Genomic DNA, 25,435 nt, shown 5'->3' on the forward strand with positions numbered 1-25,435 from the left:
GGGCGATTCATTGCCGGGGAGCTGCAATCTGGTCGAGTAACTGTTTGAGTACCTGGTCGACCTCCAGCCCGTCGATGTCCAGTTCTGCCGCTATACGTACGCGATGACGGAGTACTGCAAGAGCGCAGCTCTTGACGTCATCCGGCGTGACGAACTGGCCCCCGCGCAACAATGCTCGAGCGCGGGCGCCGCGGACCAGTGCGATGGAAGCTCGCGGGCCTGCGCCGATGGCCAGACCTGGCCAACTGCGGGTGGCTCGTGCAAGGCGCACGGCATAGTCGAGTACGTGTTCATCCAGGGCTAGCTCACTGGCGATCTGTTGCAGTTGCAGCACATCTTCGGCCTGTAGCACGGTGCGCAACGGTTGCACATCCAGCATGTCGGCCCGTGAAGAGCGTGTCACTTCGCGCACCATATCCAGTTCCTGCTGCGCGTCGGGATAGTCCATGCGTACCTTGAGCATGAACCGGTCCAGCTCGGCTTCTGGCAGGGGGTAGGTGCCTTCCTGCTCGATAGGGTTCTGGGTGGCCAGCACCATGAAGGGTTGCCCGATGGGCAGCGCTTCACCTTCGAGGGTTACTTGTCGTTCCTGCATGGCTTCGAGCAGGGCGGCCTGGGTCTTGGCCGGGGCGCGGTTGATTTCGTCGGCCAGCAGCAGGTGGGTGAATACCGGTCCCTTGCGCAGCTTGAATTGCTCGGTGTGCAGATCGTACACGGCATGGCCAGTGACATCGCTGGGCATCAGGTCAGGGGTGAACTGGATCCGCGCGAAGTCGCCGTCAAAGCAGCGGGCCAAGGCGCGTACCAGCAAGGTCTTGCCCAGCCCGGGTACACCTTCAAGCAATACGTGGCCGCCGGCGATCAGTGCAGTCAGCACATCATCGATCACCTGATCCTGCCCGATCACCGCCTTGCGCAGTTCCATGCGCAAGGCCTGGGCTTGCTGGCTGGCGTGCTGTAAGGCTTCACCGGACAGGGTGTTAGCGCTGGGAATTTCGCTCATAGGGCATTCCTGAGAGTTTGCAGGCATGCCACCTGCCGGCTGAAATCGGCGCTGGAAAGCCGTTTTGCCGGGAGTGGGCCGAGGGCCTGGCTGATGACGTGAGAGGGTTGGCGCGTAAGGTGTTCCAGTACCCGCCATTGTTCTGAGTTGTCGAGATGTTCGAAGCCTGGATGGCGGCGTCGGGCCGCACGTAGGATGTCGTGCTGCAAAGCCTTCAGTAGCGTGCCTTGGCCGCTGCGGCGCAGCAGGAAGTCGGCGCTGGCTTTCAGGTGTTCGTGCAACTGCCGGCGCGCCTTCGAGGCGGGGGCTTGGATCGGGCCCTGGCGCATACCCGCCTGCCAGAGTACGAGGGTTATCAGCGCAATGAGTGCTACCACCGCCTGGGGGAAATATCGCAACAGCAGGGTGAACAGATCATCCACGTCGCTGTTGAACAACAAAGTCACGGCAGTCCCCTGGTTCAGGTGCCACAGCAGCCAGGCATTGTCGTGTTTGCCGATATCGGGTGTTTTCCACAGTTCGCTGTCGGTGATTACCGTAACGCGGCCTTGCCCGAGGTTAAGTTGCATCAGGTGGCTAGACCTGGCGCTATTGGCTGAAAATTGTGCCATGTGCTTGGGGTCGATGAGGTTGAAGTCAGTGTCGAAGCTGAAGTAGGCCGGAGCGGTGTCATTGTCGACATAGAGCTTGGTCAGGTCTGGCGTTTTGTTTTTACGGGCCGGTGCGGGTTCTTCGGGGTCGTCACTCAGCGTCTGGTGGATATGCAGGCGATCTAGCAACAGGTCGCCGCTCTTGCCGGTCTCTTCATCCCACAGCGCTTCGGCCACTAACAATAGATGTCCGCCGGATTTGGCCCAATCCAGCAGTTGCCCGACCTGGCGTGGCGACATGTTGCTACGTTCGCCCAGTAACAACAGGCTATTGCCGGCGGCGGGCAGGGTGGCCAGGCGTTCGAGGCTATTGGCATGTGCCACGGCCAGGCCTTGCTGGCGCAGAAAATATTCGGCAGCCAGATAGGGGTTGGCAAGGGCTTCCGGGGCGGGGCCGCGGTCCACCACTTTTTCATAGGGGGTCGCTTTGCTCCAGGCGTAAAATCCGCCCGCAGTAAGCAGGCATGCCAGGAGCAATCCTATCCCTAATAAAAAACGGTTCATCGGGCGCCCTCCGAGCTGAACAGGGCACGCCAATCGCTGCATAATTTTTGCTGTGCTGAGGCGGGTGGGAGTTGATGGCCGTAGGCTAGGTTTTGCCAGTGCCGAGTCAACTCTTCACTGAACGCCAGCAGTTGCGGTTGCTGCAGCAGGTAAACGCGTTGCAGCACCTGGCCTTCAGTGTCGGCGTTTTTAAGTGGCAGGTTGAAGTCATGCAACAAGCGGCTCAGAAGACCACGATACAAAAGACCCAGGGCTTCCCGTGGTTGGCTAGGCCAGAGTTGTTCTGCAGTGCTGGCGATATCCGTGGGCAAGGTCTCGGTGCCCAATTCGAGGCCGAAAAGTTGTGCGGGCACTGGCCTGGCTGCTTTGGGGCCGCGTGGTCCGCGCCGGGTGACAAAGGTGCGTAGCCAGTCACGATAGCGCCACACCAACAGGGCCAGGCCGCAGATAAGTACGCTCCACAGCAGCACTTCCAGGCCTTGGGCCACATGCTTGAAAGTATCGCTGTTGAGGTTATCCAAGAGTGTCTGCAGCCACGCCGGAAGTTTGCCGTCACCGTGTGCCTTGTTTTTAACGGCGGGCTTTTCCTCACCAAAGCGATAGCGGGTGACGGTTTCCGGGTTTTTGAACGGGGGCTTTTCCAGCAGCGAATGGATTGACTGGCTTGCGCTTTCAGGGCTCAGCGGTTTGCTTTCATCAGCCATGGCGGGTGGGGTGTATGGCAGTAATGTCAGCCCTAACGCCAGTAATAAAAGTGACGCCACATTGCTCAGGCGCTGGTGTAGGCGGCGGAATACCAGTTCCAGGTCCCAGGCTTCCAGCACGGTGCGACGATTGAGATAAAGGCTGAAGCCACAGGCGACATAGACAGGTTCCCAAAACACCAGAATCAAGGCGTAGAACGCGTTGCCCAGATGCTCCAGCCACACCGCTTCGGAGCCGGTCGCCAGCGCCAACCGCTGCCAATCCCAATCCAGTTCAAGTTGTTGCGGGATGAGCAGATAGAACAGCGCCATGCAGCCAAACCATAGGCCGATTTCCAGGTGCACCCCGACAGTGGTTAACCAGCGAGCGGCGCCGGCGTTGCGCTGCAGCAGTACACCCAGGCGTTGCTGACGCGCCTGGCCGTCCATGCCTTCAAGCTGACTGACCGGCATCACAAAACTGCGGCTGAGGCTGAGTCGGCGCCAGGTCAGGCTGGCCAGCAGTTGGTTGTTAAGCAGTTTTGGCCATTGGCGCAAAGCCTGCTTGAGGCTAGGCGCTTCGCCGAACAGGGCTGTGGAGAGGATATATAAAGGTAAGCGGTCGAAAGCCGGTTTCAACCACCAGAACAGGAACATAGCCATGGAGGGGTAATTCCATAGCAGTGCGGTGAGCAACGCAAAAACCGGAAGGGTCACCAGCGCCCAGCTCCCCATCAACAGCAAGCGATGTTCCTGGGCCATTAATACGCCAAGATCCATGGCCTCCCAAGCGGTGCGTGGGCGAATCACTACGCTGGCATCACTCAGACGCATGGCGAGCCCTTCCGGCAAAGGTCAGGTAAGCGCCCACCAACAGCCACAGTGCAGCGCCCACCAGGTATTTGATCCAAGGGGCTACCTGGGTGGTGGAAGACCAGTAGGCTTCGATAAAGGCTGCGATCAGTAGAAACACCATGACGCCGCACAGGAGTTGCACGCTCTCGCGAGCGGCAAGTCGCAAGGATTCGCTTCGTGTCAGTTGCCCAGGTGCAATCAGCGCCCAGCCCAGTTGCAAGCCTGCGGCGCCAGCGAGGGCGATAGCCGTCAACTCAAAGGCACCATGGCCGATGACAAATGACCAGAAGGTCTGCCCATAGCCGATTTCAGTCAGGTGCCCGGAAATCGCGCCGATGATCAGCCCGTTGAATATCAGGAAAAACACACTGCCCAAGCCGAACAGCAACCCGGCGGCGAATGTCTGGAAGGCGATGCCGATGTTGTGCATCACGTAGTAGCCAAACATCATCCAGTCTTCGCTCGATGCTCGCTCGGCGGCTCGACCCAAGCGGCTGGCATCGGGGTCATACATGCCCTGCATCTCCGCCACTTGCTGGGGGCTGACAATGCTGTAGATCAGGTCGGGAAACAGATAGACCAGCAAGGCAATGCTCAGCAGGCTGCCAAAGAACAGCAGGCTGGCAATCAACACGAAGCGCCACTGTTCCCGCACCTGTCGCGGAAAGTCGGCCAGCACAAAGCTCAGCACTTTCGCCGCCAATTGGCTGCGGTGGCGATAGAGTTGTTGATGTCCGCGCAACGCCAGTTGTTGCAGCGGGTCCACCAGGTAACTGCTGTAACCGCGCTCCTGGGCCAGGGCCAGGTGCTGGCATAGACGCCGGTATTGGTGAGGGAAATCGGCCATGTCACCGGCCTTGGCCTTGCCTTGTTCCAACTGTTTCAGTTGTTCGGCAAAGGCTTGCCATTGCGGTTGGTAACGGCTTTCGAAGAGGCTCTGTTTCATGTTGGCCCCAACAGGCCACGGGCCAAGCCATTGAGTTGCTCCACGGCACGGGCGGGGGAGACTTGAAGCGGCGTTGCGAGGATGGAAGCGAGTTCGTGTACCCGCTCGGCGGAGAGTTCGCCTTGGCGTTCCGCGAAACCCAGGATCGCCCGCTGTTCACTCAGGTCCAGGGCAAACGGTAAGCGCAGTGCTACAGCTTGAGGCACCTGGGGGCGTTTCAGGGGCTGTTCTCGGTAGATCACCAGGGTGCCGGCGGCCAGGTCACCAAGGCGTTTGAAGTGAGGGTGTTGCAGGCAACTGATCGCGCCAAGAAAGTAGCCGAACGGCAGCATGTCGACAAACCGCAGCAAGTTGCGGATCAGCGAGGCTGACCAACTGATGGGCGTGCCGTCGTCCTGCACGACCCGCAAGCCCATAACCTGTTTACCCGGTGAGCAGCCCTGATTGAGCACCTCGAACAGCACCATGTACCACCAACTGACCAGGAACAGCAGCAGCGAGCCCAGGCCGATACCAATATTGCCGAGCAGGGCCAGTGGCACCAGAAGTACGCCCATTATCACTGCGCGGGCGACGAGGTCGAAGGCAAATGCCAGCGCCCGTGGCACCAAGCCGGCGGGGCGCAGTGGCAGGTCGATTCCTTCTGGGGTCTCGATCTGGTAGCGGGTATCCAATGGGATTGATGGCATCGCGATCCTTGGCAGTGCAGAGCGGCTGGGTGGCACGGATGCTAACAGCGTCGGCGATGGAAGCAACTATTCAAGGTTTTGCTGGATGTTTGTACAGGTTATTTGGTGCTGGCCCCGAACAGGGCTCAACGCCTAGACTTTGTGGATCTTCAGCACAGGAATAGCCCGTGACCTCCATTTTCTGGTACGACTACGAAACCACCGGCATCAACCCGCGTAGCGATCGACCGCTCCAGGTAGCTGGCATTCGTACGGATCTCGAACTGAACGAGGTCGGCCCACCTGTCAACATTTACTGCCAGCCCAGCGACGATATCCTGCCCCATCCCGCCGCCTGTGCCATTACCGGGATCACCCCTGCCATTCTGGCCGAAAAGGGCCTGGCGGAGGCTGATTTCATGACTCGCGTACATGCCGAACTGGCGGCTCCGGGGACGTGCGGTGCCGGCTATAACACGTTGCGGTTTGACGATGAAATGACGCGCTACAGCCTGTATCGCAATTTTTTCGACCCTTATGCGCGCGAATGGCAGGGCGGTAATAGTCGTTGGGACTTGATCGACGTGGTTCGCACCGCTTATGCCCTGCGCCCGGAAGGTATCGAGTGGCCGCAGCAGGACGGGCGCGTGACCCTCAAGCTTGAGCGTCTGACTGCCGCCAATGGTATCGACCATGGTCAGGCCCACGATGCGTTATCCGACGTGCGCGCCACAATCGCCCTGGCTCGATTGGTGCGCGAGAAACAGCCCAAGCTCTATGATTGGCTGTTTCAACTACGCAGCAAACAACGGGTAATGGACCAAGTGCGATTGCTGCAACCGATGGTGCATATCTCCGGGCGGTTTTCCGCCGAACGTCATTACCTGGGCATTGTGCTGCCCCTGGCCTGGCACCCCCGCAACCGCAACGCGCTGATTGTCTGCGACCTTGGGCTCGATCCTCAGGGGCTGTTGGATATGGATGCCGACATTTTGCGTCGACGCTTGTACACCCGCCGTGATGAGCTCGCAGAAGGTGAGTTGCCGGTACCGCTCAAACTGGTGCATATCAACCGCTGCCCCGTGGTTGCGCCCTTGAACGTACTGCGGGTCGAAGATCGTGAGCGCCTGCAATTGGACATGAATGTTTTCCAGTCACGGGCTCTGCGGCTAACTGACGCACAGGAACTTTGGCTCGATAAATTGGCAGTTATTTACGGCGAGGAAGATTTTGCACCGAGTGTCGATCCCGAACAGCAGCTTTACGAGGGTTTTATCGGGGATCGTGATCGACGGTTATGTGAGCAAATTCGCGCGGCTGAACCTGCGCAATTAGCTCGTCAGCAGTGGCCTTTTGATGATCACCGTCTGCCTGAATTATTGTTTCGCTACCGGGCGCGTAACTTCCCCGATACGTTGAACAGCGAAGAGCTACAACGCTGGAAATTTTTCTGTCAGCAGCGTTTGTCAAATTCCGAATTTGGCGCACCGAATACCCTTGAGGCATTTAATCAAGCGCGACTGGAGTTGATGGTTAGTGCGACGCCGTTTCAGCAGCAGGTGCTGGAGCAATGGCAGGAATATGCCGACTCTTTAGCTGCTCGTATGGACCTGTGATAGAGGTTTGTAAAAAATACGATCAATAAAAAACGCCAGCAAGCTGGCGTTTTTAATGGGTCGCGCATCAGGCGCAGACCTGGTGAAGCTTAGCCCAGCAGGGTAGCCCAACCTTCAACCACGTCACCGCCCCACTTGGCTTTCCACTCTTTCAGAGTTTTGTGGTTGCCACCTTTGGTTTCAATCACTTCGCCGTTGTGCGGGTTTTTGTATTGTTTGACTTTGCGAGCACGTTTGGTGCCGGTAGTTTTCACAGCGCCACGTGGAGCTTTAACTTTCGACTCTGGGTCCAGCAGCGCGATGATGTCACGCAGGGATTTGGAGTACTCACCCATGAGGGTGCGCAGTTTGCCTTCGAATTCCAGCTCGGTTTTCAGTTTGTCGTCTTGGGACAGGTTCTTCAAACGAGCTTGCAGCTCTTTGATAGCTTCTTCGGTGGCGCGGTATTCGTTGATCAGAGACATGTGGACTACCTTATGTAGAACGCTGATTGACAGGGATAGTGGCCTAATAATAGTCAGGCGATTTGCTCAAGTAAACATTTAAGACTGCATTTAGGTGAATTACTTTGAATGTTTGTGAATGCGCTATGCAATCGAGTTAATTAAGTAGGTGATGCACCTGAAGATAATGCCGTTAATTTTTTGTATAACTGCGTCAGCCTGCGCTGTTCGTTCATATAGGGGTGGTAAAACCATACGCTATTAAGGGATGTGCCTCGGGGGCGGATCAGAATAAGGCTCATTGAATACTGCAGTTTTTCTGCACAATCGCTAGAATGGCGGCCTTTGCGAAGTTCTGGAGTTTCCCCCTAATGCGCACTTTTCGGCTGGTGATTGCTTGCCCGGACCGGGTCGGCATCGTTGCCAAGGTCAGTAATTTTCTGGCCTCCCATAACGGCTGGATTACTGAGGCGAGCCATCACTCGGACAATCTCAGCGGTTGGTTCTTCATGCGTCACGAAATTCGTGCCGACACACTGCCCTTTGGCCTTGAGGCTTTTCGCGAGGCATTTGCGCCAATCGCTGAAGAGTTCTCGATGACTTGGCATATCACCGACACCGAGCAGAAGAAGCGCGTGGTGTTGATGGCAAGCCGCGAATCTCACTGCCTGGCCGACTTGCTGCACCGCTGGCACAGTGACGAACTGGACTGCGAGATCGCGTGCGTAATCTCAAACCATGACGACCTGCGCAGCATGGTCGAGTGGCATGGCATCCCTTACTACCATGTGCCGGTCAACCCTCAGGACAAGGAGCCTGCATTCGCCGAGGTTTCTCGCCTGGTGAAGCAGCATGAGGCTGACGTGGTGGTGCTGGCGCGCTACATGCAGATCCTGCCGCCGGAACTGTGCCGCGAATACGCCGGCAAGGTGATCAACATTCACCATAGCTTCCTGCCGTCCTTTGTGGGGGCCAAGCCTTACCATCAGGCGTCTCTGCGTGGCGTGAAGTTGATTGGTGCAACTTGCCATTACGTCACCGAAGAGCTGGATGCCGGCCCGATTATCGAGCAGGACGTGGTGCGTGTCAGCCATAGCGACAGCATCGAGGACATGGTGCGCTTCGGTCGCGATGTCGAGAAGATGGTGCTGGCCCGTGGCCTGCGTTACCACCTGGAAGACCGCGTGCTGGTGCACGGCAACAAGACCGTCGTGTTCTGATCAAGCCGTTTTGATTGAAGAAAAAAGGGCCTGGGCGTTAAATCGTTGCAGGCCCTTTTTCTTTGTCTGTCGTTGAGGATTGATCGATGAGTGACCCACTGGAAAAAGCCACCTCCAAAGCACCGTCGACACTAGGTGAGGGGTGCTTGAGCCGTTACGACCCGGAAGATCTGGACAGTGAGGACGGCACCGAATTTCCCGGTGCCGCCGAGTTATGGGAACGCGAGCAGGCCAAGTCAGATCCCGCCGCAAAATAAAGCGAATCAGATCCGGAAGCTGCCCACCAATTGTTTCAACCGTGCCGCCTGCTGTTCCAGGTCGGAGCACGCGCGCAGGGTCGATTGCAGGTTTTCCACGCCTTCCTGATTGAGGGTGTTGATTTCAGTGATGTCCATGTTGATCGACTCTACGACCGAGGTCTGCTCCTCAGTAGCAGTCGCCACTGACTGGTTCATGCCGTCGATTTCCCCAATACGTTGGGTGACGCTGTTAAGACGCTCACCGGCCAGGTTAGCGATTTCCACGCTGTCATGACTGTGTCGCTGGCTTTCGCTCATGGTGCTGACCGACTCTCGGGCGCCGACTTGAAGTTCCTCAATCATCTTTTGTACTTGTTGCGCCGATTCCTGGGTGCGGTGTGCCAGGTTGCGCACTTCGTCGGCGACGACTGCAAACCCGCGTCCTGCTTCACCGGCACGTGCCGCTTCAATCGCAGCGTTCAGCGCCAGCAGGTTGGTTTGCTGGGAAATGCTGGTGATCACTTCGAGAATCTGGCCGATGTTCACTGTCTTGCTGTTAAGCGCTTCTATATTGCTGCTGGAGGCGCTGATCATCGCGGACAACTCAGTCATCGCCTTGATATTGCGCTCAACCACCTGTTGACCGTCTTCGGCCAAATGCCGCGCATCGCTGGCCTGGTTGGAGGCTTGCGCGGCATTACGCGCGATTTCCTGAGCTGCGGCGCCCAGTTCATTGATGGCAGCAGCCACGCTGTTGGTGCGGTTGGCCTGTTCGTCGGAGTTGACCATCGACGAGTTGGATGCGCTGACAACCCGCAGTGCTACTTCATTCACCTGCTCGGTGGCCGAGGACACTTCGCGGATGGACGTGTGAATACGCTCCACGAAGCTGTTGAAGGCATTACCCAGGATGCCGAACTCATCGTGGTTCTGGATGGTCAGGCGACGCGTCAGGTCACCTTCGCCGTCGGCGATGTCCTGCATGGCGCGGGTCATCACATGCAGCGGTTGCAGCAGGACGCGAATCAGCATGCCCAGCAGGGCAATGATGATCACTACAGCAATGATCGTGGCGATCACCGCTGAGGTGCGAAATTCGCTGAGCATGGCGAAGGATTTGTCTTTATCCACCGAAATACCCAGGTACCAGTTCACCGACGGCAGGCCTTTGATCGGTGTGAAGGTCACGATGTTGTCCTTGCCATTGGCTTGAACTTCACTGAAGTCGCCGCTGATCTTCGGCGTGCTTTTTGGATACATGTCGGCCAGGGTTTTCATCACCAGGCTTTTGTCCGGGTGTACCAGCACTTTGCCGTCGGCGCTGACCAGGAACGCGTAGCCCATGCCACCGAAGTTCAGCGCGCCAATGTTATCCACCAGGGTTTGCAGGCTCAGGTCGCCGCCCACCACGCCAATGCTCTGGCCGCCTTTGGCGCTGGGGGTGGCGATGGAAATGATCAATTGACCTGTAGCGGCGTCGATATACGGCTCGGTCAGGGTCGAGCCGTTGCTGCTCTGGGCGCCCTTGTACCAGGGGCGAACACGTGGGTCGAAGCCATCCGGCATCTTGGTGTCGGGGCGAATGGTGAAGGCCCCTTTGCTGTCACCAACGTAGGTTGCCATGAAGGACGACGTCAGGGTTTTCTGTTCCAGCAGGCTGGCAACGGTCGAAGGCTCAGGGTTGATAGCGATGTTTTGTGCAGCGTTTTCCACCAGCGCAATACGCCCGGTGAGCCAGGTTTGAATGTTGCTTGCGGTGACATCGCCCATTTCGTGCAGGTAGCTGTTGAGGTCTTCACGAATGGCGTTACGTTGCAGGTAGTCGTTGTAGAGGGTGAATAGAGCGAAGGCCGCGATGACGATAAGGGAGGCTGCAAGCAGGATCTTGTGGCTGAAACGCAGATTTTTATTCATAGCTTGAAGGGTCCGCTAAGGTCTTAATATCCAAAGCGCGTCCTTGTGGAACACGCGGAAGGGTAGCGTAAAAAAGTTTGATATTTCCGTTGGTCCCTGTAGGAGATATCTGAGCGATTTTTAGACTTTATGGGTCTCACATCTCTCTTATCGACCTGGCGGCACTAAAGATTAACCATGGGTGACGAAATGCCTGACTCCACACAACTTCTTATCGGTGCCGGTCTTGATGGCCAGCCAATTGCCCAGGCCATGCGCCTTGCCAACCGCCACGGGTTGATCGCCGGCGCCACGGGCACAGGCAAGACCGTCACGTTGCAACGCCTGGCCGAAGCCTTCAGTGATGCGGGCGTCGCAGTATTTGCGGCTGATATCAAAGGCGACCTCTGTGGCCTGGGTGCCGCCGCCAACCCTCAGGGCAAGGTGGCCGAGCGCATTGCCGGGATGCCTTTCCTTAATTACACGGCCAAGGCTTACCCCGTCACGCTGTGGGATATCCATGGGCAGTCCGGTCATCCGTTGCGCACCACCATCAGTGAGATGGGGCCGTTGTTGCTTGGCAGTTTGTTGGAGCTGACTGACAGCCAGCAGTCGGCCCTTTATGCCGCATTCAAGGTGGCGGATCGCGAAGGCCTATTGCTGCTGGATCTCAAGGATCTCAAGGCACTTCTCAATCACCTTCGCTACCACCCGGAACTGCTTGGCGAAGACGCGGCGCTGATGACCACAGGCTCCAGTCAGGCGCTGTTGCGGCGCTTGGCTGTCTTGGAACAGCAGGGTGCCGAGGCGTTGTTTGGTGAGCCGGCCTTGCAGCTTGAAGACATCTTGCAGCCCACAGGCGATGGGCGCGGACGTATTCACTTGTTGGACGCTAGCCGCCTGGTGCATGAAGCGCCGAAGGTGTATGCGACCTTCCTGTTGTGGCTGTTGGCAGAATTGTTCGAACAACTTCCGGAGCGCGGTGATGCGGACAAACCGCTGCTGGCGCTGTTCTTCGACGAAGCGCATCTCTTGTTTGCCGACACTCCCAAGGCTTTGCAAGATCGCTTGGAGCAAGTGGTGCGGCTGATTCGTTCCAAGGGGGTGGGGGTGTATTTCGTCACTCAATCGCCGGGCGACTTGCCGGATACCGTGCTGGCGCAACTCGGTTTACGGGTGCAGCACGGCCTGCGGGCGTTCACCACGAAAGAGCAGAAATCCTTGCGGGCGGTAGCGGACGGCTTCCGCCCCAACCCGACATTCGATGCGTTATCGGTTTTGACTGAGCTGGGCACCGGTGAGGCATTGGTGGGTACGCTGCAGGAAAAAGGCACGCCGGAGGTCGTTCAGCGCGTATTGGTCGCGCCGCCGCAATCGCGCATCGGGCCGCTCAGTGCGGCAGAGCGTGCCGCATTGGTGGCCACTTCACCGTTGCAGGGTCGCTATGACAAGCCGATTGATCGGGAGTCCGCCTATGAAGTGTTGATGGCGCGCAAGGAGCTTGGGCCTAACGAAGAGCCCCGGCAGGGCGCCGAGGAGCCCAGCTTCACGGACAAAGCTGGGGCGTTCCTTGGAACAACCGCAGGCAAGGCGCTGAAGTCAGCGATGCAGCAGGCGGCCAACCAGATGGGGCGTCAATTGGTGCGTGGTTTGTTGGGGTCTTTGCTGGGCGGCAGTAAGCGCAAGTAGTGCCTCAGGCCTTGGGCTTGCCATGGGCGGCCAAGCGCTCAAGCGCGGCGCGCAAGCCTGGATCGTTGATGCCGTCGGCCGTGGCCTGAATCGTCTCGGCCGCATGCTCCGACAGGTCCAGAGTGTGTCCGACTGCGCCTTGCTGGACGGTCGGTGGCTGTACCTTGAACTGGATACGCGTCAAGCTGGCGAACTCATCGAATGCCATCAATTGACGCTGCAGGCGTTTTTGCTGATAGCGCAAACGGGTCGCCCAATGACCGTCTGTGACAATCAATAGCAAATTACCTTCACGCCACGACGCCACGTGGCAATGCTCGCGGGCGGCGGGTTGTAGTTGGCTTTCGAGCATGCGTTGCAAATGGCCCAAGCGTTGCGCATGGCCAAAGATGGCTTTCAGCGGCTTGGCTTCGCGAAGCAACACGCTGGGCGCGCGGGCTGTAAGAGGGCGAAATGCCATGATTGGACACCTTAAGTAACAGAGCGGCCATCTTAGCAGAATGCGTCTGCGCGGCCCCTGACAATGCATTGCCGGGCGGTTTCCCAGGAAATCAATCGGCTCCATGGGTTGAAGTTCGCGCAAAAGCCCTTATTTTAAACAAGCCCTCTCACAGCACCATGCCAGCATCGGGGAACAACGCCACTTTCCTCACCCACGATTCCGGGTAGAATGCGCGTTCGCATGCGGCCGTGAGGGCTGCTCGGGCCACTCACGGTGCGCCCTCCATCCCTATGTGTGGAAGAACCTGCCGATATGTTTGCGCCTTTGTTAAAGAAACTTTTTGGAAGCAAGAATGAGCGCGAAGTCAAACGCATGCTCAAGACGGTGCAGCTGGTCAATGCCTTCGAAGAGCAGATGGTTGCCCTGTCGGACGAGCAATTGCGCGCCAAGACCCAAGAGTTCAAGGCCCGCATAGCCAAAGGTGAAACCCTCGACAAGCTGCTTCCCGAAGCCTTTGCGGTTGCCCGTGAAGCCGGTAAGCGTGTCATGGGCATGCGCCACTTCGACGTCCAGTTGATCGGCGGCATGACCTTGCATGAAGGCATGATTGCCGAAATGCGTACCGGTGAAGGCAAGACCCTGGTAGCTACTCTGGGTGTTTACCTCAACGCACTGTCCGGCAAGGGCGTGCACGTTGTGACGGTGAACGACTACCTGGCTCGCCGGGACGCCAACTGGATGCGCCCGCTGTATGAATATCTCGGCCTGGCCGTCGGCGTAGTAACGCCGTTCCAGCCGCCGGAAGAGAAGCGCGCTGCTTACGCGTGCGACATTACCTACGGCACCAACAACGAATTCGGTTTCGACTACTTGCGCGACAACATGGCGTTCAGCATGGATGAAAAATTCCAGCGTGAACTCAACTTTGCCGTGATCGACGAAGTCGACTCCATTCTCATCGACGAAGCCCGTACCCCACTGATCATCTCCGGCCAGGCCGAAGACAGCTCGCGCCTGTACACAGAGATCAACAAGTTGATCCCGCGTCTGGAGCAGCACATCGAAGAAGTGGAAGGCGTTGTGACCAAAGAAGGTCACTTCTCCATCGACGAGAAGACCCGCCAGGTCGAACTCAACGAAGCCGGTCACCAGTTCGTCGAAGACATGCTGACCCAGATCGGCCTGCTGGCTGAGGGCGAGAGCCTGTACTCGGCGCACAACCTGGGCCTGTTGACCCACGTGTATGCGGGCCTGCGCGCCCACAAGCTGTTCCATCGCAACGTCGAATACATCGTGCAAGATGGCCAAGTGGTATTGGTTGACGAACACACCGGCCGTACCATGCCGGGTCGTCGTCTGTCCGAAGGCCTGCACCAGGCCATCGAAGCCAAGGAAATGCTCAACATTCAGGCCGAAAGCCAGACGTTGGGCCTCCACCACCTTCCAGAACTACTTCCGTCTGTATAACAAACTGTCCGGCATGACCGGTACTGCGGACACCGAAGCGTTCGAATTCCACCAGATCTACAACCTGGCCGTGATGGTGATCCCACCGAACAAGCCGCTGGCGCGTAAAGATTTCAATGACCTGGTGTTCCTGACCGCCGAAGAGAAGTACGCGGCGATCATCAACGACATCAAGGACGGCATGGCCCAGGGCCGCCCGATCCTGGTGGGTACCGCCACCATCGAGACTTCCGAGCACGTGTCTAACCTGCTCAACAAGGAAGGTATCGAGCACAAGGTTCTTAACGCCAAGTTCCACGAAAAAGAAGCTGAGATCATTGCCCAGGCCGGTCGCCCAGGCGCACTGACTATCGCCACCAACATGGCCGGTCGTGGTACTGACATCCTGTTGGGCGGTAACTGGGAAGTGGAAGTCGCCTCCCTGGACAACCCTACCCCTGAGCAGATCGCCCAGATCAAGGCTGACTGGCAGAAACGCCACCAGGCCGTGCTCGAATCCGGTGGTTTGCAGGTGATCGCGTCCGAGCGTCACGAATCGCGCCGTATCGACAACCAACTGCGTGGTCGTGCCGGCCGTCAGGGTGACGCCGGTTCCAGCCGCTTCTACCTGTCTCTGGAAGACAGCCTGATGCGCATCTTCGCCTCGGATCGGGTGAAGAACTTCATGAAAGCCTTGGGTATGCAGTCCGGTGAAGCGATCGAGCACCGTATGGTGACCAACGCCATCGAGAAGGCCCAGCGCAAGGTTGAAGGCCGTAACTTCGATATTCGTAAGCAACTGCTTGAGTTCGACGACGTCAACAACGAACAGCGTAAAGTGATTTATCACATGCGTAACACGTTGCTGGCCGCTGACAACATTGGCGAGACCATCGCCGATTTCCGTCAGGACGTGCTCAACGCGACCGTCAGTGCACACATCCCGCCACAGTCCCTGCCAGAGCAGTGGGATGTTGCTGGTCTGGAAGCCGCGTTGAAGAGCGACTTCGGTGTCGACTTGCCGGTCCAGCGATGGCTCGACGAAGACGATCACCTGTACGAGGAGACGCTGCGCGAGAAGCTGATGGCCGAGCTGCTGGCCGCGTACAACGAGAAAGAAGAGCAGGCGAGTGCCGAAGCACTGCGCACCTTCGAGAAACAAATCGTACTGCGCGTGCTGGACGACCTGTGGAAAGACCACCTGTCGACCATGGACCACCTGCGTCACGGCATCCACCTGCGTGGTTACGCCCAGAAGAACCCGAAGCAAGAGTACAAGCGCGAGTCTTTCACGCTGTTCTCCGAGTTGCTGGATTCGATCAAGCGCGATTCGATTCGCGTGCTGTCCCACGTTCAGGTGCGCCGCGAAGACCCGATCGAGGAAGAGGCTCGCCTGCGTCAGGAGGCCGAGGCACTGGCTGCGCGCATGCAGTTCCAGCACGACGAAGCGCCGGGTCTGGAAGCGCCTGAGGTGTTGGGCGAAGAGGTCGATGTGGCCTTGGCTCAGGCGCCGGTTCGCAATGACCAGAAGCTGGGCCGCAACGAACTGTGCTACTGCGGTTCGGGCAAGAAATTCAAACACTGCCACGGCCAGATCGAATAAGATTTTCGCCTGACGCTGCAATACCTAGCGCCGCGACCGGCCTCTGCCGTCGCGGCGTTTTGCCATTAATTTCACCGTCGATCACGACGGCACAGACATCATTTATCTTTAAGGAGCGCGTTCATGGCTGTTGGTCTTGGTCCTTTGCCCACATTGCACCCGGTTGCCGGTTTTGAGCTCGGTATCGCGTCGGCCGGCATCAAGCGCCCGGGGCGCAAGGATGTGGTGGTGATGCGCTGTGCCGAAGGTTCGACCGTCGCCGGTGTTTTCACCCTCAACGCCTTCTGTGCCGCTCCGGTGATCCTGGCCAAGCAGCGCGTTGCCGGCTCCATCCGTTACCTGCTGACTAACACTGGCAATGCCAACGCAGGCACCGGTGAGCCTGGTCTGGTCGCTGCTGCGCGTACCTGCGCCAAGCTGGCCCAGTTGACTGGCGTGGATGCCAGCCAAGTGTTGCCTTACTCCACCGGTGTCATCGGCGAGCCGCTGCCGGTTGAGAAAATCGAAGGCGCCTTGCAGGCCGCGTTGGACGACCTGTCTGTGGATAACTGGGCGGCCGCCGCCACTGGCATCATGACCACGGACACCCTGCCGAAAGGCGCGAGCCGTCAGTTCGTGCACGACGGCGTGACCGTCACCGTGACCGGTATCAGTAAAGGCGCGGGCATGATCCGCCCGAACATGGCAACCATGCTCGGCTACATTGCTACCGACGCCAAAGTTTCCCGCGACGTGCTGCACAGCCTGATCCTCGACGGCGCCAACAAGTCGTTTAACCGCATTACCATCGATGGCGATACCTCGACCAATGACTGCTGCATGCTGATCGCTACCGGCAAAGCTGATCTGCCGGAAATTACCGAGGCCAGCGGCCCGCTGTTCGCGGCATTGAAGCAGGCTGTGTTCGAAGTGTGCATGGACGTGGCCCAGGCCATCGTGCGTGACGGCGAAGGCGCCACCAAGTTCGTGACGGTTGAAGTCAACGGCGGCGGCAATCACCAGGAATGCCTGGATGTCGGCTACACCGTGGCCCACTCGCCGCTGATCAAGACGGCACTGTTCGCCTCCGACCCCAACTGGGGCCGCATCCTCGCCGCCGTTGGCCGTGCTGGTGTGCCGGATCTGGACGTGAGCAAGATCGACGTGTTCCTCGGTGACGTGTGCATCGCCAGCCGTGGCGCCCGTGCAGAGAGCTATACCGAAGCACAGGGCTCGGCGGTGATGCAGCAGGAAGAAATCACCATCCGCATCGAGTTGGGCCGCGGCGATTGCAGCGAAACCATCTGGACCACCGACCTGTCCCACGAGTACGTGAAGATCAACGCGGAATACCGTACCTGATAGAAGAGGATAACCGCGGTGAAACGAGTGCATGTAGCAGCAGCGGTGATCCGCGGTGTCGACGGCAGGATCCTGCTGGCGCGCCGCGCGGATACCCAGCATCAGGGCGGTCTCTGGGAGTTTCCCGGTGGCAAGGTGGAGGCCGGTGAGTCGGTCGCCTCGGCCCTGTCCCGTGAATTACAGGAAGAACTGGGTATCCAGGTCGCCAAGGCTCGGCCGTTGATCAAGGTGCAGCATGACTATCCGGACAAGCAGATCTTGCTGGATGTCTGGGAAGTCTCGGCTTTTACCGGCGAGCCCCACGGTGTCGAAGGGCAACCCCTGGAATGGGTGGCGCCTCGGGATTTGCTCAACTACGAGTTCCCGGCCGCTAACGCTCCAATCGTTGCCGCCGCGCGCTTGCCTGCCGATTACCTGATCACCCCCGGCGAACTCGAAACCCCGACGCTGTTACGCGGGATTCAGAAGGCTGTCGCGGGCGGCATCAAGCTGGTCCAACTGCGTGCGCCGAACGGTTACGATCCCAAATACCGCGACCTCGCGGTAGATGCGGTGGGTCTGTGCGCTGGCAAGGCGCAGTTGATGCTTAAAGGACCGTTTGAATGGCTGGGGGATTTTCCTGCCGCCGGTTGGCACATGACCTCGGCGCAACTGCGCAAATACGCGAGCAAGGGCCGGCCGCTGCCGAAAGACCGTTGGTTGGCTGCTTCCTGCCACAACGCTGAAGAACTGGCGCTGGCAGAAATGATGGACGTGGATTTTGTCACGCTGTCGCCGGTGCAGCCGACCCAAACCCACCCTGATGCCATGCCTTTGGGTTGGGAGCAGGCGGCAGAGTTGATCCGTGGCTTCAGCAAACCGGTGTTTCTGTTGGGTGGGGTTGGACCTGCTGATCGGGAACAGGCTTGGGAAGTTGGGGCTCAGGGTGTAGCGGGTATCAGGGCGTTCTGGCCACAAGTTTGAAGCTGCTCTGGCGGGCCTCATCGGGTGCGACGATTCGACTTGCCCCCGATCAGGCCCTGTCAGTCAGCGAATCATCATCAGTGTGGCTTAGCCGCCGCCTGCCACAAAATCTCCGCAACCCCCTGGCGCCTGGCAATCACCCGCGCCGCCACAAACAGCAAATCCGACAGCCGATTGATATACGCCAACCCCACTCCCTCTAACGGCTCCACCGCGTTGAGGTGCTGACAGCGCCGCTCCGCACTGCGCGCCAGGCTGCGACACACATGGGCCTGGGCGATCAACGCCGAGCCACCGGGCAGGATGAAGTTTTCCAGCGGCCCGACCTCTTCATTCCAGCGATCAATCGCGGCCTCCAGCCGATCCACTTCCGCTGCGTTCAGCGCCTTGTACACCGGCATCGCCAGCTCACCGCCGAGGTCGAATAATCGATGTTGGCATGGGGTCAGTACCTCGATCACATCTTTGAGTTCCGGATGCTTGCCACTCTGCTCTTCCAGGCCCGCCAGTAATAATCCCAGTTGGCTGTTCAGCGAATCGACTTCACCGATGGCCTCAACTCGCGGGTGGTCCTTGGGTACACGGCGACCGTCGCCGAGGCCGGTTTCGCCTGTGTCTCCAGTACGGGTGTAAATCTTCGACAGGCGAAAGCCCATGGTCAGTGCTCCAGTTGGGTCAGTTCATTGGGCGGCAGTTGGCTGCCCGCCAAGGGTAAGCGCAGGGTAAAACAGGTGCCTTGACCGAGGGTGGAATGCACCTCCATCTGCCCTTTGTGGTTGTTGGTGACGATGAAGTAAGAAACCGAAAGCCCAAGCCCAGTGCCCTGGCCGATCTCTTTGGTGGTGAAGAACGGCTCGAAAGTGCGTTTACGTACGTTCTCACTCATGCCGATACCATTGTCTTCCACCTGAATCTCTGCCCACGGCGGGTTAAGACGTGTGCGCAGGATGATGCGCCCCGGTTCGCGATCGTCTTCACGCAGATGAATGGCCTGGGCTGCGTTTTTTAGCAGGTTGAGCAGTACTTGTTCCAGCTCGTTGGCAGTGCCGGGCACCGGGCCCAGTTGGGGGTCGAACTGACGAATGATCGCCTGGCCCTTGAAGTCGAAACCGATGGCCAGATCGAAGTCGTTACCGGCAATTTCCACGGCCTGGTCGATCAGCGCCGGCAGGTCGCAAGGCGCCATCTGCCGGTTGCTGCGGCGGCTGAAGCTGAGCATGTGAGTGACGATCTTGGCCGCTCGCGCACCGGCTTGCTGGATGCCATCCAGCAGTTGTGGCACCTCACGGCCTTCCAGGTAGCGGTTGATCTTTTCCAGTTCGATACCTGCCTGCTCGGCGAATTCCAGGTTTTTGGGAAGGTCGGACGACAGCCGGCGCCGGATGTTCTGCACGTTATGCAGGATCGCCCCCAGCGGATTGTTGATCTCGTGAGCCATACCGGCGGCAAGCCCACCGACCGAGAGCATTTTTTCCGACTGCACCATCATTTCTTCCAGGGACAGACGCTGAGTGATGTCGTCGATACGGATCACCACGCCCCGCCCGGCACCGCCCATTAGCGGGTAGAAGGTCAGGGCGTAATGCTTGGGTTCATCATCCTTGATCCAGGTGACACGCTCGATGCGTTCTACCGTGTGCTGCTCCACCGTAGCCTTGATCTGCGGCAGGTACGGCTTGAGCGGTTGAAAAGCGAGGTAGATCGGCTGATTCAGCGCTTCATCCAGGCGCGTACCGGAAAGCGCGCTGGCCTCCTGATTCCACTGGGTGACGTAGAGTTGTTCGTCCAGGGCGATCAGCGCCGAGGGCATCGAGTCGATGATGCTGTTCAGGTAGTTTTGAAAACCGGTGAGTTTTTTCTCGATCTTGCTGCGAACCTGGACTTCCAGCTCCAACTTTCGGTTGGTATGGCGTGTTTCTTCGGCCAGGCCTTGGGCTTGGTCGTAAGCGGCCTGGGAGTCGTCCCGTGCGCGCTTGAGCTGCTGTTCGCGAGCTTCGATACGCGACAGCATGGTGTTGAAGGCTTCGGCCAGGCTGCCGATTTCATCGCGGTTACCACGGCCGGCGCGCAGGGCGTAGTTCTCTTCGCGGGTTACTTGGCGCGACAGTTCTTCCAATTCGTGGATCGGCCGGGTAATCAGGCGCTTGATCTGCCGGGCGATGATCAGCCATAGCAGCACACTGAAAATCAGGATACCCAGGCTGGCCGTCAGCGTGCCGGTGTAGAAGGCCACCGGCAGTTCGCTGCTGGCCACCAGCAGCAAATGCCCGGAAGGCTGGCCTGCCCGGGGCAGGGTGATGATCTGGTTACTGCGAAACTCGGTAACACGCCACGCCTCGATATGCCGATAGTTGTCCGGCAAGTGCAGGCGATCACCGTGTTGCATCTGCGCCAGGCGGTTGCCTTCGCCGTCATACAGGGCAGCGGCGCGTAATGGCGAATAGCTGGTCAGCTCACTGAGCAGGGCATCGGCTTGGGCGGGGGATTCGAGCGCTTCGGCGGCGAGGCCCGGGTTGGATACCAGGCGACCGATGGCCTGCAACGCCTGAGGTGCCATGCTTTCCTGGGAAATCCAGTACGCGGCGCTGATAAAGGTCAGGTTGGCCACCAGCAATACGGTGGTCAACAACACCAACAGGGCGGCCAGCAGTTTCTGCCCAACCGGTAGATTTTCGAGGCGCTGGCGCAGCGGCATCAGGGTTATCCCAGGTGATAGACAGGCGGGCAGGGTAGCGCGTGGCTCAGTCGCGGGGCAATCCGCGTGCAACTAACTGATCAATCAAACGCACCTGCAACTGCTGCAAATGCGGCAGGTTCAATTGGTGGCGTGCGGCCGCCTGGCAAGCATAGCCCAACAGGTAACTGATTTCGGTGCGGCGGGCGTTGGCGACGTCCTGGTACATGGAAGAGTAGTTAGCGGCTGTGGCGTGGATCACCCGTTCCACTTCGTGTTGCAGGTCCAGCGCGGCGGCGGGTTGGCCACAACATTCCAGCAGCTCACCGAGTTCAGCGCACAGGGTTGCCACTTCACATTGATGGGTTTGCAGTTCGCCGTTGCGGCACTGGTAAAGCACGGTCAGCGGGTTGATCGCGCAATTGAGCGCTAGCTTGCGCCATAGCCGGGTCAGAATGTCGGTGCTCCATTCGTGGGGGATCCCGGCGGCGTGAAGGTCGTTCAGCCACAGCGGTGGGGCAGGGTGGGCTGCATCTCCCAGCCAGGTGTAGCCATGGCCTGCAAACACTACGCGCCAGTCACGGTCGCGAAACGCGCCTTCGGTGCTGGAGGCGAAGATGCAGCGTGCTTGGGGGAACTGAGCAACCACTGCGTCCTGGCTGCCAAGGCCGTTTTGCAAAAGGACCAGCTCGGCGTGTGGCGACAGGCGATGCTGCAAATGTGCGACGGCGCTCTGGGCGTCGTAGGCTTTGCACGCAACCAGCAGGCGATGAATCGGCTCGGGGTTGTCAGGCGTTTCGCCAATCACCGGATAAGTCTTTTCTATACCGTGTTCGACCAACGTCAGCCCCTTACCGGCCTGATAGCTGGCAAGGCGCGCCTTATCGCGCAGGATCATCCTCACAGGCAGGCCGGCGCGAGCCAAGCGCGTGGCCCAGAGTGTGCCAAGGCTGCCGGCGCCGAGAATATGCCAGGTGGTCGACATCAGTTTGTGCTCCGTAGGGTCGCCTGCGGTGAACGGGGCGAAAGAACCGCTATAATGCCCCGGCATTTTAGCTCGGGCGCGCTCCATCTCTACTGAACCCGCCCCTTATATTGGAGAAATCACATGCCTTCGTTCGACGTGGTATCTGAACTGGACAAACACGAAGTCACCAACGCCGTCGAGAACGCCGTCAAGGAGCTGGACCGTCGCTATGACCTGAAGGGCAAGGGCAGCTTCGAGTTCAAGGAAAAGGAACTGACCGTCAACCTGACCGCTGAAGCCGATTTCCAGCTGGAAGCGATGATCGAGATCCTCAAGCTGTCGTTGGTCAAGCGCAAGATCGACGCGCAATGCCTTGAAATCAAGGACGCCTACGCTTCCGGCAAGCTGATGAAGCAGGAAGCAGTGTTAAAGGAAGGCATCGACAAGGAGCTGGCGAAGAAGATCGTCGCCCATATCAAGGACGCCAAGCTGAAAGTCCAGGCGGCCATCCAGGGTGAGCAGGTTCGCGTCACTGGCAAGAAACGTGATGACCTGCAAGAGGCCATCGCTGCCCTGCGCGCCAAAACCTTTGACATGCCGCTGCAGTTCAATAACTTCCGCGACTGATGGCATTTTGGGGAACCAGCGGGCGATTTTGACGTCCCACGCCCCATAACCTGTGCCTGCACTTGAGCCCTACGGGGCTCATTTGCGTTTTTAGGCCGTCAATAAAGCCGCACATCCGCCAAACAGGAGACGATAGATGGATTTCAATGCTGAAGTGGATCACCTGATCAAGACCTCACAGTCGTGGATCCCGATGATCATGGAATACGGCAGCCGAGTACTACTGGCAGTGATCACCCTGGCCATTGGCTGGTGGCTGATCAACGTATTGACCCACCGTGTAGGTCGCTTGCTGGCTCTGCGTAACGCGGACCTGGCGCTGCAACACTTCATCACCAGCCTGGCGAACATTGCGCTGAAGGTCATGCTGATTGTCAGTGTCGCGTCGATGATCGGCGTGGCGACTACCTCGTTCGTGGCGGCCATCGGTGCCGCGACCCTGGCCATTGGCCTGGCATTGCAGGGCAGCCTGGCCAACTTCGCCGGTGGCGTGCTGATTCTGTTGTTCCGCCCATTCCGCATTGGTGACTGGATCGAAGCCCAAGGCACCTCGGGCACTGTCGACAGCATCCAGATCTTCCACACCGTGCTGCGCACTGGCGACAACAAGACCGTGATCGTACCTAACGGCATCCTGTCCAACGGCATCATCACCAACACCAACCGTCAGCCGACCCGCAAGGTGGTGTTTGATGTGGGCGTGGATTATGACGCCGACCTGCAAAAAGCCCGTGACGTGCTTCTGGAACTGTCAAAAGATCCCCGTGTACTGACTGATCCTGCAGCGGTTGCGGTGGTCTCGACCTTGGGCGATAGCTCTATCACGGTTTCCCTGCGTTGCTGGACCAAAACCCCGGATTATTGGGATGTAGTCTTCATGCTCAATGAACTGGCGCGTGATCGTTTAAAGGCGGCGGGGATTGATATTCCGTTTCCGCAACGGGTTATTCGTGTGGTTCAGGAAGCGGCTGTGTAATCAGTTGCTTTATTAACTTGGCCGCTTGGTCAGCTATTGCTGTTAAAGACAAGGGGCTTCATGCCCCTTGTTTTTTGTCACTCCCCTTTGGCAACTATCAAGTTTTAATCGACGCCGAGTAACACAACTAGTAAGCCTAGGTTTTCTTAGTTAGCTTGCTATGTAAAATTGAAGCGCTTTTTGTAGGTCATAAAAAAACCGGCGACCTGATTAAGGGCGCCGGTTTTTATTAGCGTTACGCGTTAGCGCAATCAGCTGACCACTGAAATTACAAGATGCTCAGTGGGTATTCTACGATCACACGGGTGTCGACCAGGTTGTCGTAGTTGGTCGCGCGGTAATCGCTATTGGTGCCGCTGTAGATTGCGTTACGAACGCGGAAGGACAGACCTTTGGCCGGGCCTTCTTGCAGTACGTACTTGGCTTCCACGTCCCACTCGTGCTCTTTACCATCGCTGGAATCTGCAACGGTAACGTTGCTACCGCGAGTGTAACGGGTCATGAAGCTCAGACCTGGCACGCCGAACGAGGCCATGTTCAGGTCGTAGCGAGCCTGCCAGGACTTCTCGTCTTCGCCAACGAAGTCGGAGATTTGCACGGAGTTGGCCAGGTAAACGGTACCGCCACCGTCGACACCGTAGTTGTAACCGGTTTTACCAGAGGACTGCTGGTAAGCCAGGGTGAACTTGTGTGCGTCGATGCTATACGCAGCTGCCAGGCTCCAGACGCGGTTGTCCAGGTCGCCGTTCAGCTTTTTGCCGTCGTCCTTGCTGCGGTAGCCGTTGAAGTCGAAACTCAACGATTGCTTGTCGCTCAGCGGCAGGGTGTAGAAGACGTTGACGTACTGCTTCTTCCAGTAGTCTTCAACATCGGAGGCGTGGAACGCGAAAATGAAGTTCTCAAGGCCCGAGTAGGTAAAGCCAGCGATATTCGCTGCACTCAGCCCTGGGTTTTGCTTGCCGGTAACACGGCTGCGACCGTTGATGCTGTCACGGCCCATGCCGGTTTGCGCGCTCAGTGCGGTGAAGCGGCCAGCGGTCAATTCCAGACCTTTGATCTCGTTGCTGGTGATCAAGGTGCCGGTGGCGACTTCAGGCAGCAGACGGCCGTCGTCGGTAGTGAAAACCGGGCTGGATACGAACTGGTTACCATATTTCAGCACGGTGTCGGAGATGCGGAGTTTCGCTGCCCCAGCCACTTTGGACTGAGTGGATTCTGGCTCGCCAGCGCCATTGGTTGCGAACAGACCGTTACCGGCACGGCCCGCACCGCCATCAAGCTTATAGCTGCCCATGGCCATGGCATCGACGCCGAAGCCGACGGTGCCTTGGGTGAAGCCGGATTGGTAGGTGAGCAACTCGCTGATACCGGTGTCTTGACGGTAGCCGCTGACTTTGTCGTCGGTGCCGGTGGTGTAGGTACCGTTACCACGACGCACGTTACCCACGCCGTCCTTGTAGTCACGGTTCATGTACATTGCACGGGTTTTCGCGGTCAGGGTGCTATCTTCGATAAAGCCCTTTGCGTCGTCCTGAGAGGACGCGATTGCGAACTGCGAGGTGCCTGCAGAAACAGCCAGGGCGATCATGCTCCACTTCATCACGCGCATCGTGATTTGCTCCTTTGGTTTTCGGAAGAGTACTGCCGTCCCACCTGTATTTTTATCTGGGCGGCTCTTTCTTTTTTGTGTCGGCGCAAAGTTATATCACGCAGACTCTAATGACGATACTTACCAAACTTTCCTTTCAGCTTCTTTACGAGGCTGTCGTAAATTGCTAGCTCCATGTCGCAAATTCACAGTCCTGAATGTTACGGGACTGACAACTTCAATGCTGTTTTCAGACCTCTTTCGAAGTTTGAAACCTTCCGTGGGGCGCATCGAAACGCTGCTGTTCTTTTATCGCGAAACACCTGCTTCCAAACGGGTGTCGTTGCCGACGATGTGAGTGTGAATGCAACAAGCGCGCCCAAACCGGTAACCGAATGT

The 25,435-nt window shown here is 58.2% G+C and carries 20 protein-coding genes and 2 pseudogenes; 9 read left to right on the top strand and 13 right to left on the bottom strand.

Annotated elements, in window-relative coordinates; genetic code table 11:
• Window positions 1-7: 7 nt before the first annotated feature.
• From ACVWXD_RS01355 to ACVWXD_RS01375, 5 genes are read right to left on the bottom strand one after another with little or no spacing between them, the layout of a single operon-like run.
• Window positions 8-1,003 (bottom strand): AAA family ATPase, encoded by a 996-nt coding sequence (locus tag ACVWXD_RS01355; RefSeq protein WP_095185772.1) that lies wholly within the window; start codon window positions 1,001-1,003, stop codon window positions 8-10.
• Window positions 1,000-2,157, bottom strand: a complete 1,158-nt coding sequence (locus ACVWXD_RS01360; RefSeq protein WP_099602758.1) for a DUF4350 domain-containing protein — start codon at window positions 2,155-2,157, stop codon at window positions 1,000-1,002. Before ACVWXD_RS01360 ends, ACVWXD_RS01355 begins: the two co-directional genes overlap by 4 nt.
• Entirely contained in the window at window positions 2,154-3,674 is a 1,521-nt protein-coding gene (locus ACVWXD_RS01365; protein ID WP_457370609.1) for a DUF4129 domain-containing protein, read from the bottom strand. The genes ACVWXD_RS01360 and ACVWXD_RS01365 overlap by 4 nt, the downstream gene beginning before the upstream one ends.
• Window positions 3,661-4,641: a stage II sporulation protein M gene (locus tag ACVWXD_RS01370; protein ID WP_099602760.1), complete on the bottom strand. Its 981-nt coding sequence runs from the start codon at window positions 4,639-4,641 to the stop codon at window positions 3,661-3,663. Before ACVWXD_RS01370 ends, ACVWXD_RS01365 begins: the two co-directional genes overlap by 14 nt.
• Window positions 4,638-5,330: an RDD family protein gene (locus ACVWXD_RS01375; protein ID WP_099602761.1), complete on the bottom strand. Its 693-nt coding sequence runs from the start codon at window positions 5,328-5,330 to the stop codon at window positions 4,638-4,640. Before ACVWXD_RS01375 ends, ACVWXD_RS01370 begins: the two co-directional genes overlap by 4 nt.
• Window positions 5,331-5,497: 167 nt before the next feature.
• Between ACVWXD_RS01375 and sbcB the strand changes: the two genes are divergently transcribed.
• Window positions 5,498-6,925, top strand: a complete 1,428-nt coding sequence (gene sbcB, locus ACVWXD_RS01380) for an exodeoxyribonuclease I (RefSeq protein WP_095185768.1) — start codon at window positions 5,498-5,500, stop codon at window positions 6,923-6,925.
• 89 nt (window positions 6,926-7,014) lie between these two features.
• Here the strand turns inward: sbcB and mvaT are convergent, their stop codons facing one another.
• Window positions 7,015-7,389, bottom strand: a complete 375-nt coding sequence (gene mvaT, locus ACVWXD_RS01385) for a histone-like nucleoid-structuring protein MvaT (RefSeq protein WP_003175830.1) — start codon at window positions 7,387-7,389, stop codon at window positions 7,015-7,017.
• A 350-nt stretch (window positions 7,390-7,739) separates the two neighbouring features.
• Here mvaT and purU point away from each other — a divergent pair, with 350 nt between their 5' ends.
• A complete protein-coding gene (gene purU, locus ACVWXD_RS01390; protein ID WP_015885632.1) occupies window positions 7,740-8,588 on the top strand; it encodes a formyltetrahydrofolate deformylase in 849 nt (282 codons plus the stop codon).
• An 86-nt stretch (window positions 8,589-8,674) separates the two neighbouring features.
• The gene (locus ACVWXD_RS01395) at window positions 8,675-8,845 is read left to right on the top strand and encodes a hypothetical protein (RefSeq protein ID WP_163033193.1); all 171 of its coding nucleotides are present in this window, start codon (window positions 8,675-8,677) and stop codon (window positions 8,843-8,845) included.
• 6 nt (window positions 8,846-8,851) lie between these two features.
• Here ACVWXD_RS01395 and ACVWXD_RS01400 read toward each other — a convergent pair whose 3' ends face one another.
• Entirely contained in the window at window positions 8,852-9,616 is a 765-nt protein-coding gene (locus ACVWXD_RS01400; RefSeq protein ID WP_371260758.1) for a methyl-accepting chemotaxis protein, read from the bottom strand.
• A 93-nt stretch (window positions 9,617-9,709) separates the two neighbouring features.
• Window positions 9,710-10,741, bottom strand: a pseudogene (locus ACVWXD_RS01405) (HAMP domain-containing protein); the annotation flags it as partial.
• 189 nt (window positions 10,742-10,930) lie between these two features.
• Here ACVWXD_RS01405 and ACVWXD_RS01410 point away from each other — a divergent pair.
• Entirely contained in the window at window positions 10,931-12,409 is a 1,479-nt protein-coding gene (locus ACVWXD_RS01410) for a helicase HerA-like domain-containing protein (protein ID WP_032891084.1), read from the top strand.
• 4 nt (window positions 12,410-12,413) lie between these two features.
• On the opposite strand, the gene ACVWXD_RS01415 is transcribed toward ACVWXD_RS01410, so the two are convergent.
• The gene (locus ACVWXD_RS01415; protein WP_401382306.1) at window positions 12,414-12,869 is read right to left on the bottom strand and encodes a DUF721 domain-containing protein; all 456 of its coding nucleotides are present in this window, start codon (window positions 12,867-12,869) and stop codon (window positions 12,414-12,416) included.
• Window positions 12,870-13,163: 294 nt separating this feature from the next.
• On the opposite strand from ACVWXD_RS01415, the pseudogene secA reads away from it, so the two are divergent.
• From secA to ACVWXD_RS01430, 3 genes and pseudogenes are all read left to right on the top strand, one after another.
• A pseudogene (gene secA, locus ACVWXD_RS01420) lies at window positions 13,164-15,900 on the top strand (preprotein translocase subunit SecA).
• 123 nt (window positions 15,901-16,023) lie between these two features.
• Complete coding sequence (argJ, locus tag ACVWXD_RS01425) at window positions 16,024-17,241, top strand: bifunctional glutamate N-acetyltransferase/amino-acid acetyltransferase ArgJ (RefSeq protein WP_032890890.1); 1,218 nt, start codon at window positions 16,024-16,026, stop codon at window positions 17,239-17,241.
• Between the two features lie 18 nt (window positions 17,242-17,259).
• Window positions 17,260-18,204, top strand: coding sequence for a Nudix family hydrolase (locus ACVWXD_RS01430; RefSeq protein ID WP_457370610.1), 945 nt, complete (start codon window positions 17,260-17,262; stop codon window positions 18,202-18,204).
• Window positions 18,205-18,281: 77 nt separating this feature from the next.
• On the opposite strand, the gene ACVWXD_RS01435 is transcribed toward ACVWXD_RS01430, so the two are convergent.
• The 3 genes from ACVWXD_RS01435 to ACVWXD_RS01445 are packed head-to-tail and all read right to left on the bottom strand — an operon-like array spanning window position 18,282 to window position 21,863.
• A complete protein-coding gene (locus tag ACVWXD_RS01435) occupies window positions 18,282-18,860 on the bottom strand; it encodes a cob(I)yrinic acid a,c-diamide adenosyltransferase (RefSeq protein ID WP_457370611.1) in 579 nt (192 codons plus the stop codon).
• A 2-nt stretch (window positions 18,861-18,862) separates the two neighbouring features.
• Window positions 18,863-20,899: a sensor histidine kinase gene (locus tag ACVWXD_RS01440; RefSeq protein ID WP_032890895.1), complete on the bottom strand. Its 2,037-nt coding sequence runs from the start codon at window positions 20,897-20,899 to the stop codon at window positions 18,863-18,865.
• A 46-nt stretch (window positions 20,900-20,945) separates the two neighbouring features.
• A complete protein-coding gene (locus ACVWXD_RS01445) occupies window positions 20,946-21,863 on the bottom strand; it encodes a putative 2-dehydropantoate 2-reductase (protein WP_181639789.1) in 918 nt (305 codons plus the stop codon).
• Window positions 21,864-21,986: 123 nt separating this feature from the next.
• Here ACVWXD_RS01445 and ACVWXD_RS01450 point away from each other — a divergent pair, with 123 nt between their 5' ends.
• Both ACVWXD_RS01450 and ACVWXD_RS01455 read left to right on the top strand, forming a co-directional pair.
• Window positions 21,987-22,472: a YajQ family cyclic di-GMP-binding protein gene (locus ACVWXD_RS01450; RefSeq protein ID WP_003175814.1), complete on the top strand. Its 486-nt coding sequence runs from the start codon at window positions 21,987-21,989 to the stop codon at window positions 22,470-22,472.
• Window positions 22,473-22,608: 136 nt separating this feature from the next.
• Window positions 22,609-23,448: a mechanosensitive ion channel family protein gene (locus ACVWXD_RS01455; RefSeq protein WP_032890899.1), complete on the top strand. Its 840-nt coding sequence runs from the start codon at window positions 22,609-22,611 to the stop codon at window positions 23,446-23,448.
• A 268-nt stretch (window positions 23,449-23,716) separates the two neighbouring features.
• Here ACVWXD_RS01455 and ACVWXD_RS01460 read toward each other — a convergent pair whose 3' ends face one another.
• Entirely contained in the window at window positions 23,717-25,057 is a 1,341-nt protein-coding gene (locus tag ACVWXD_RS01460; protein WP_032890901.1) for an OprD family porin, read from the bottom strand.
• Window positions 25,058-25,435: the final 378 nt, after the last annotated feature.

Source organism: Pseudomonas sp. TE3911 (assembly GCF_054062775.1).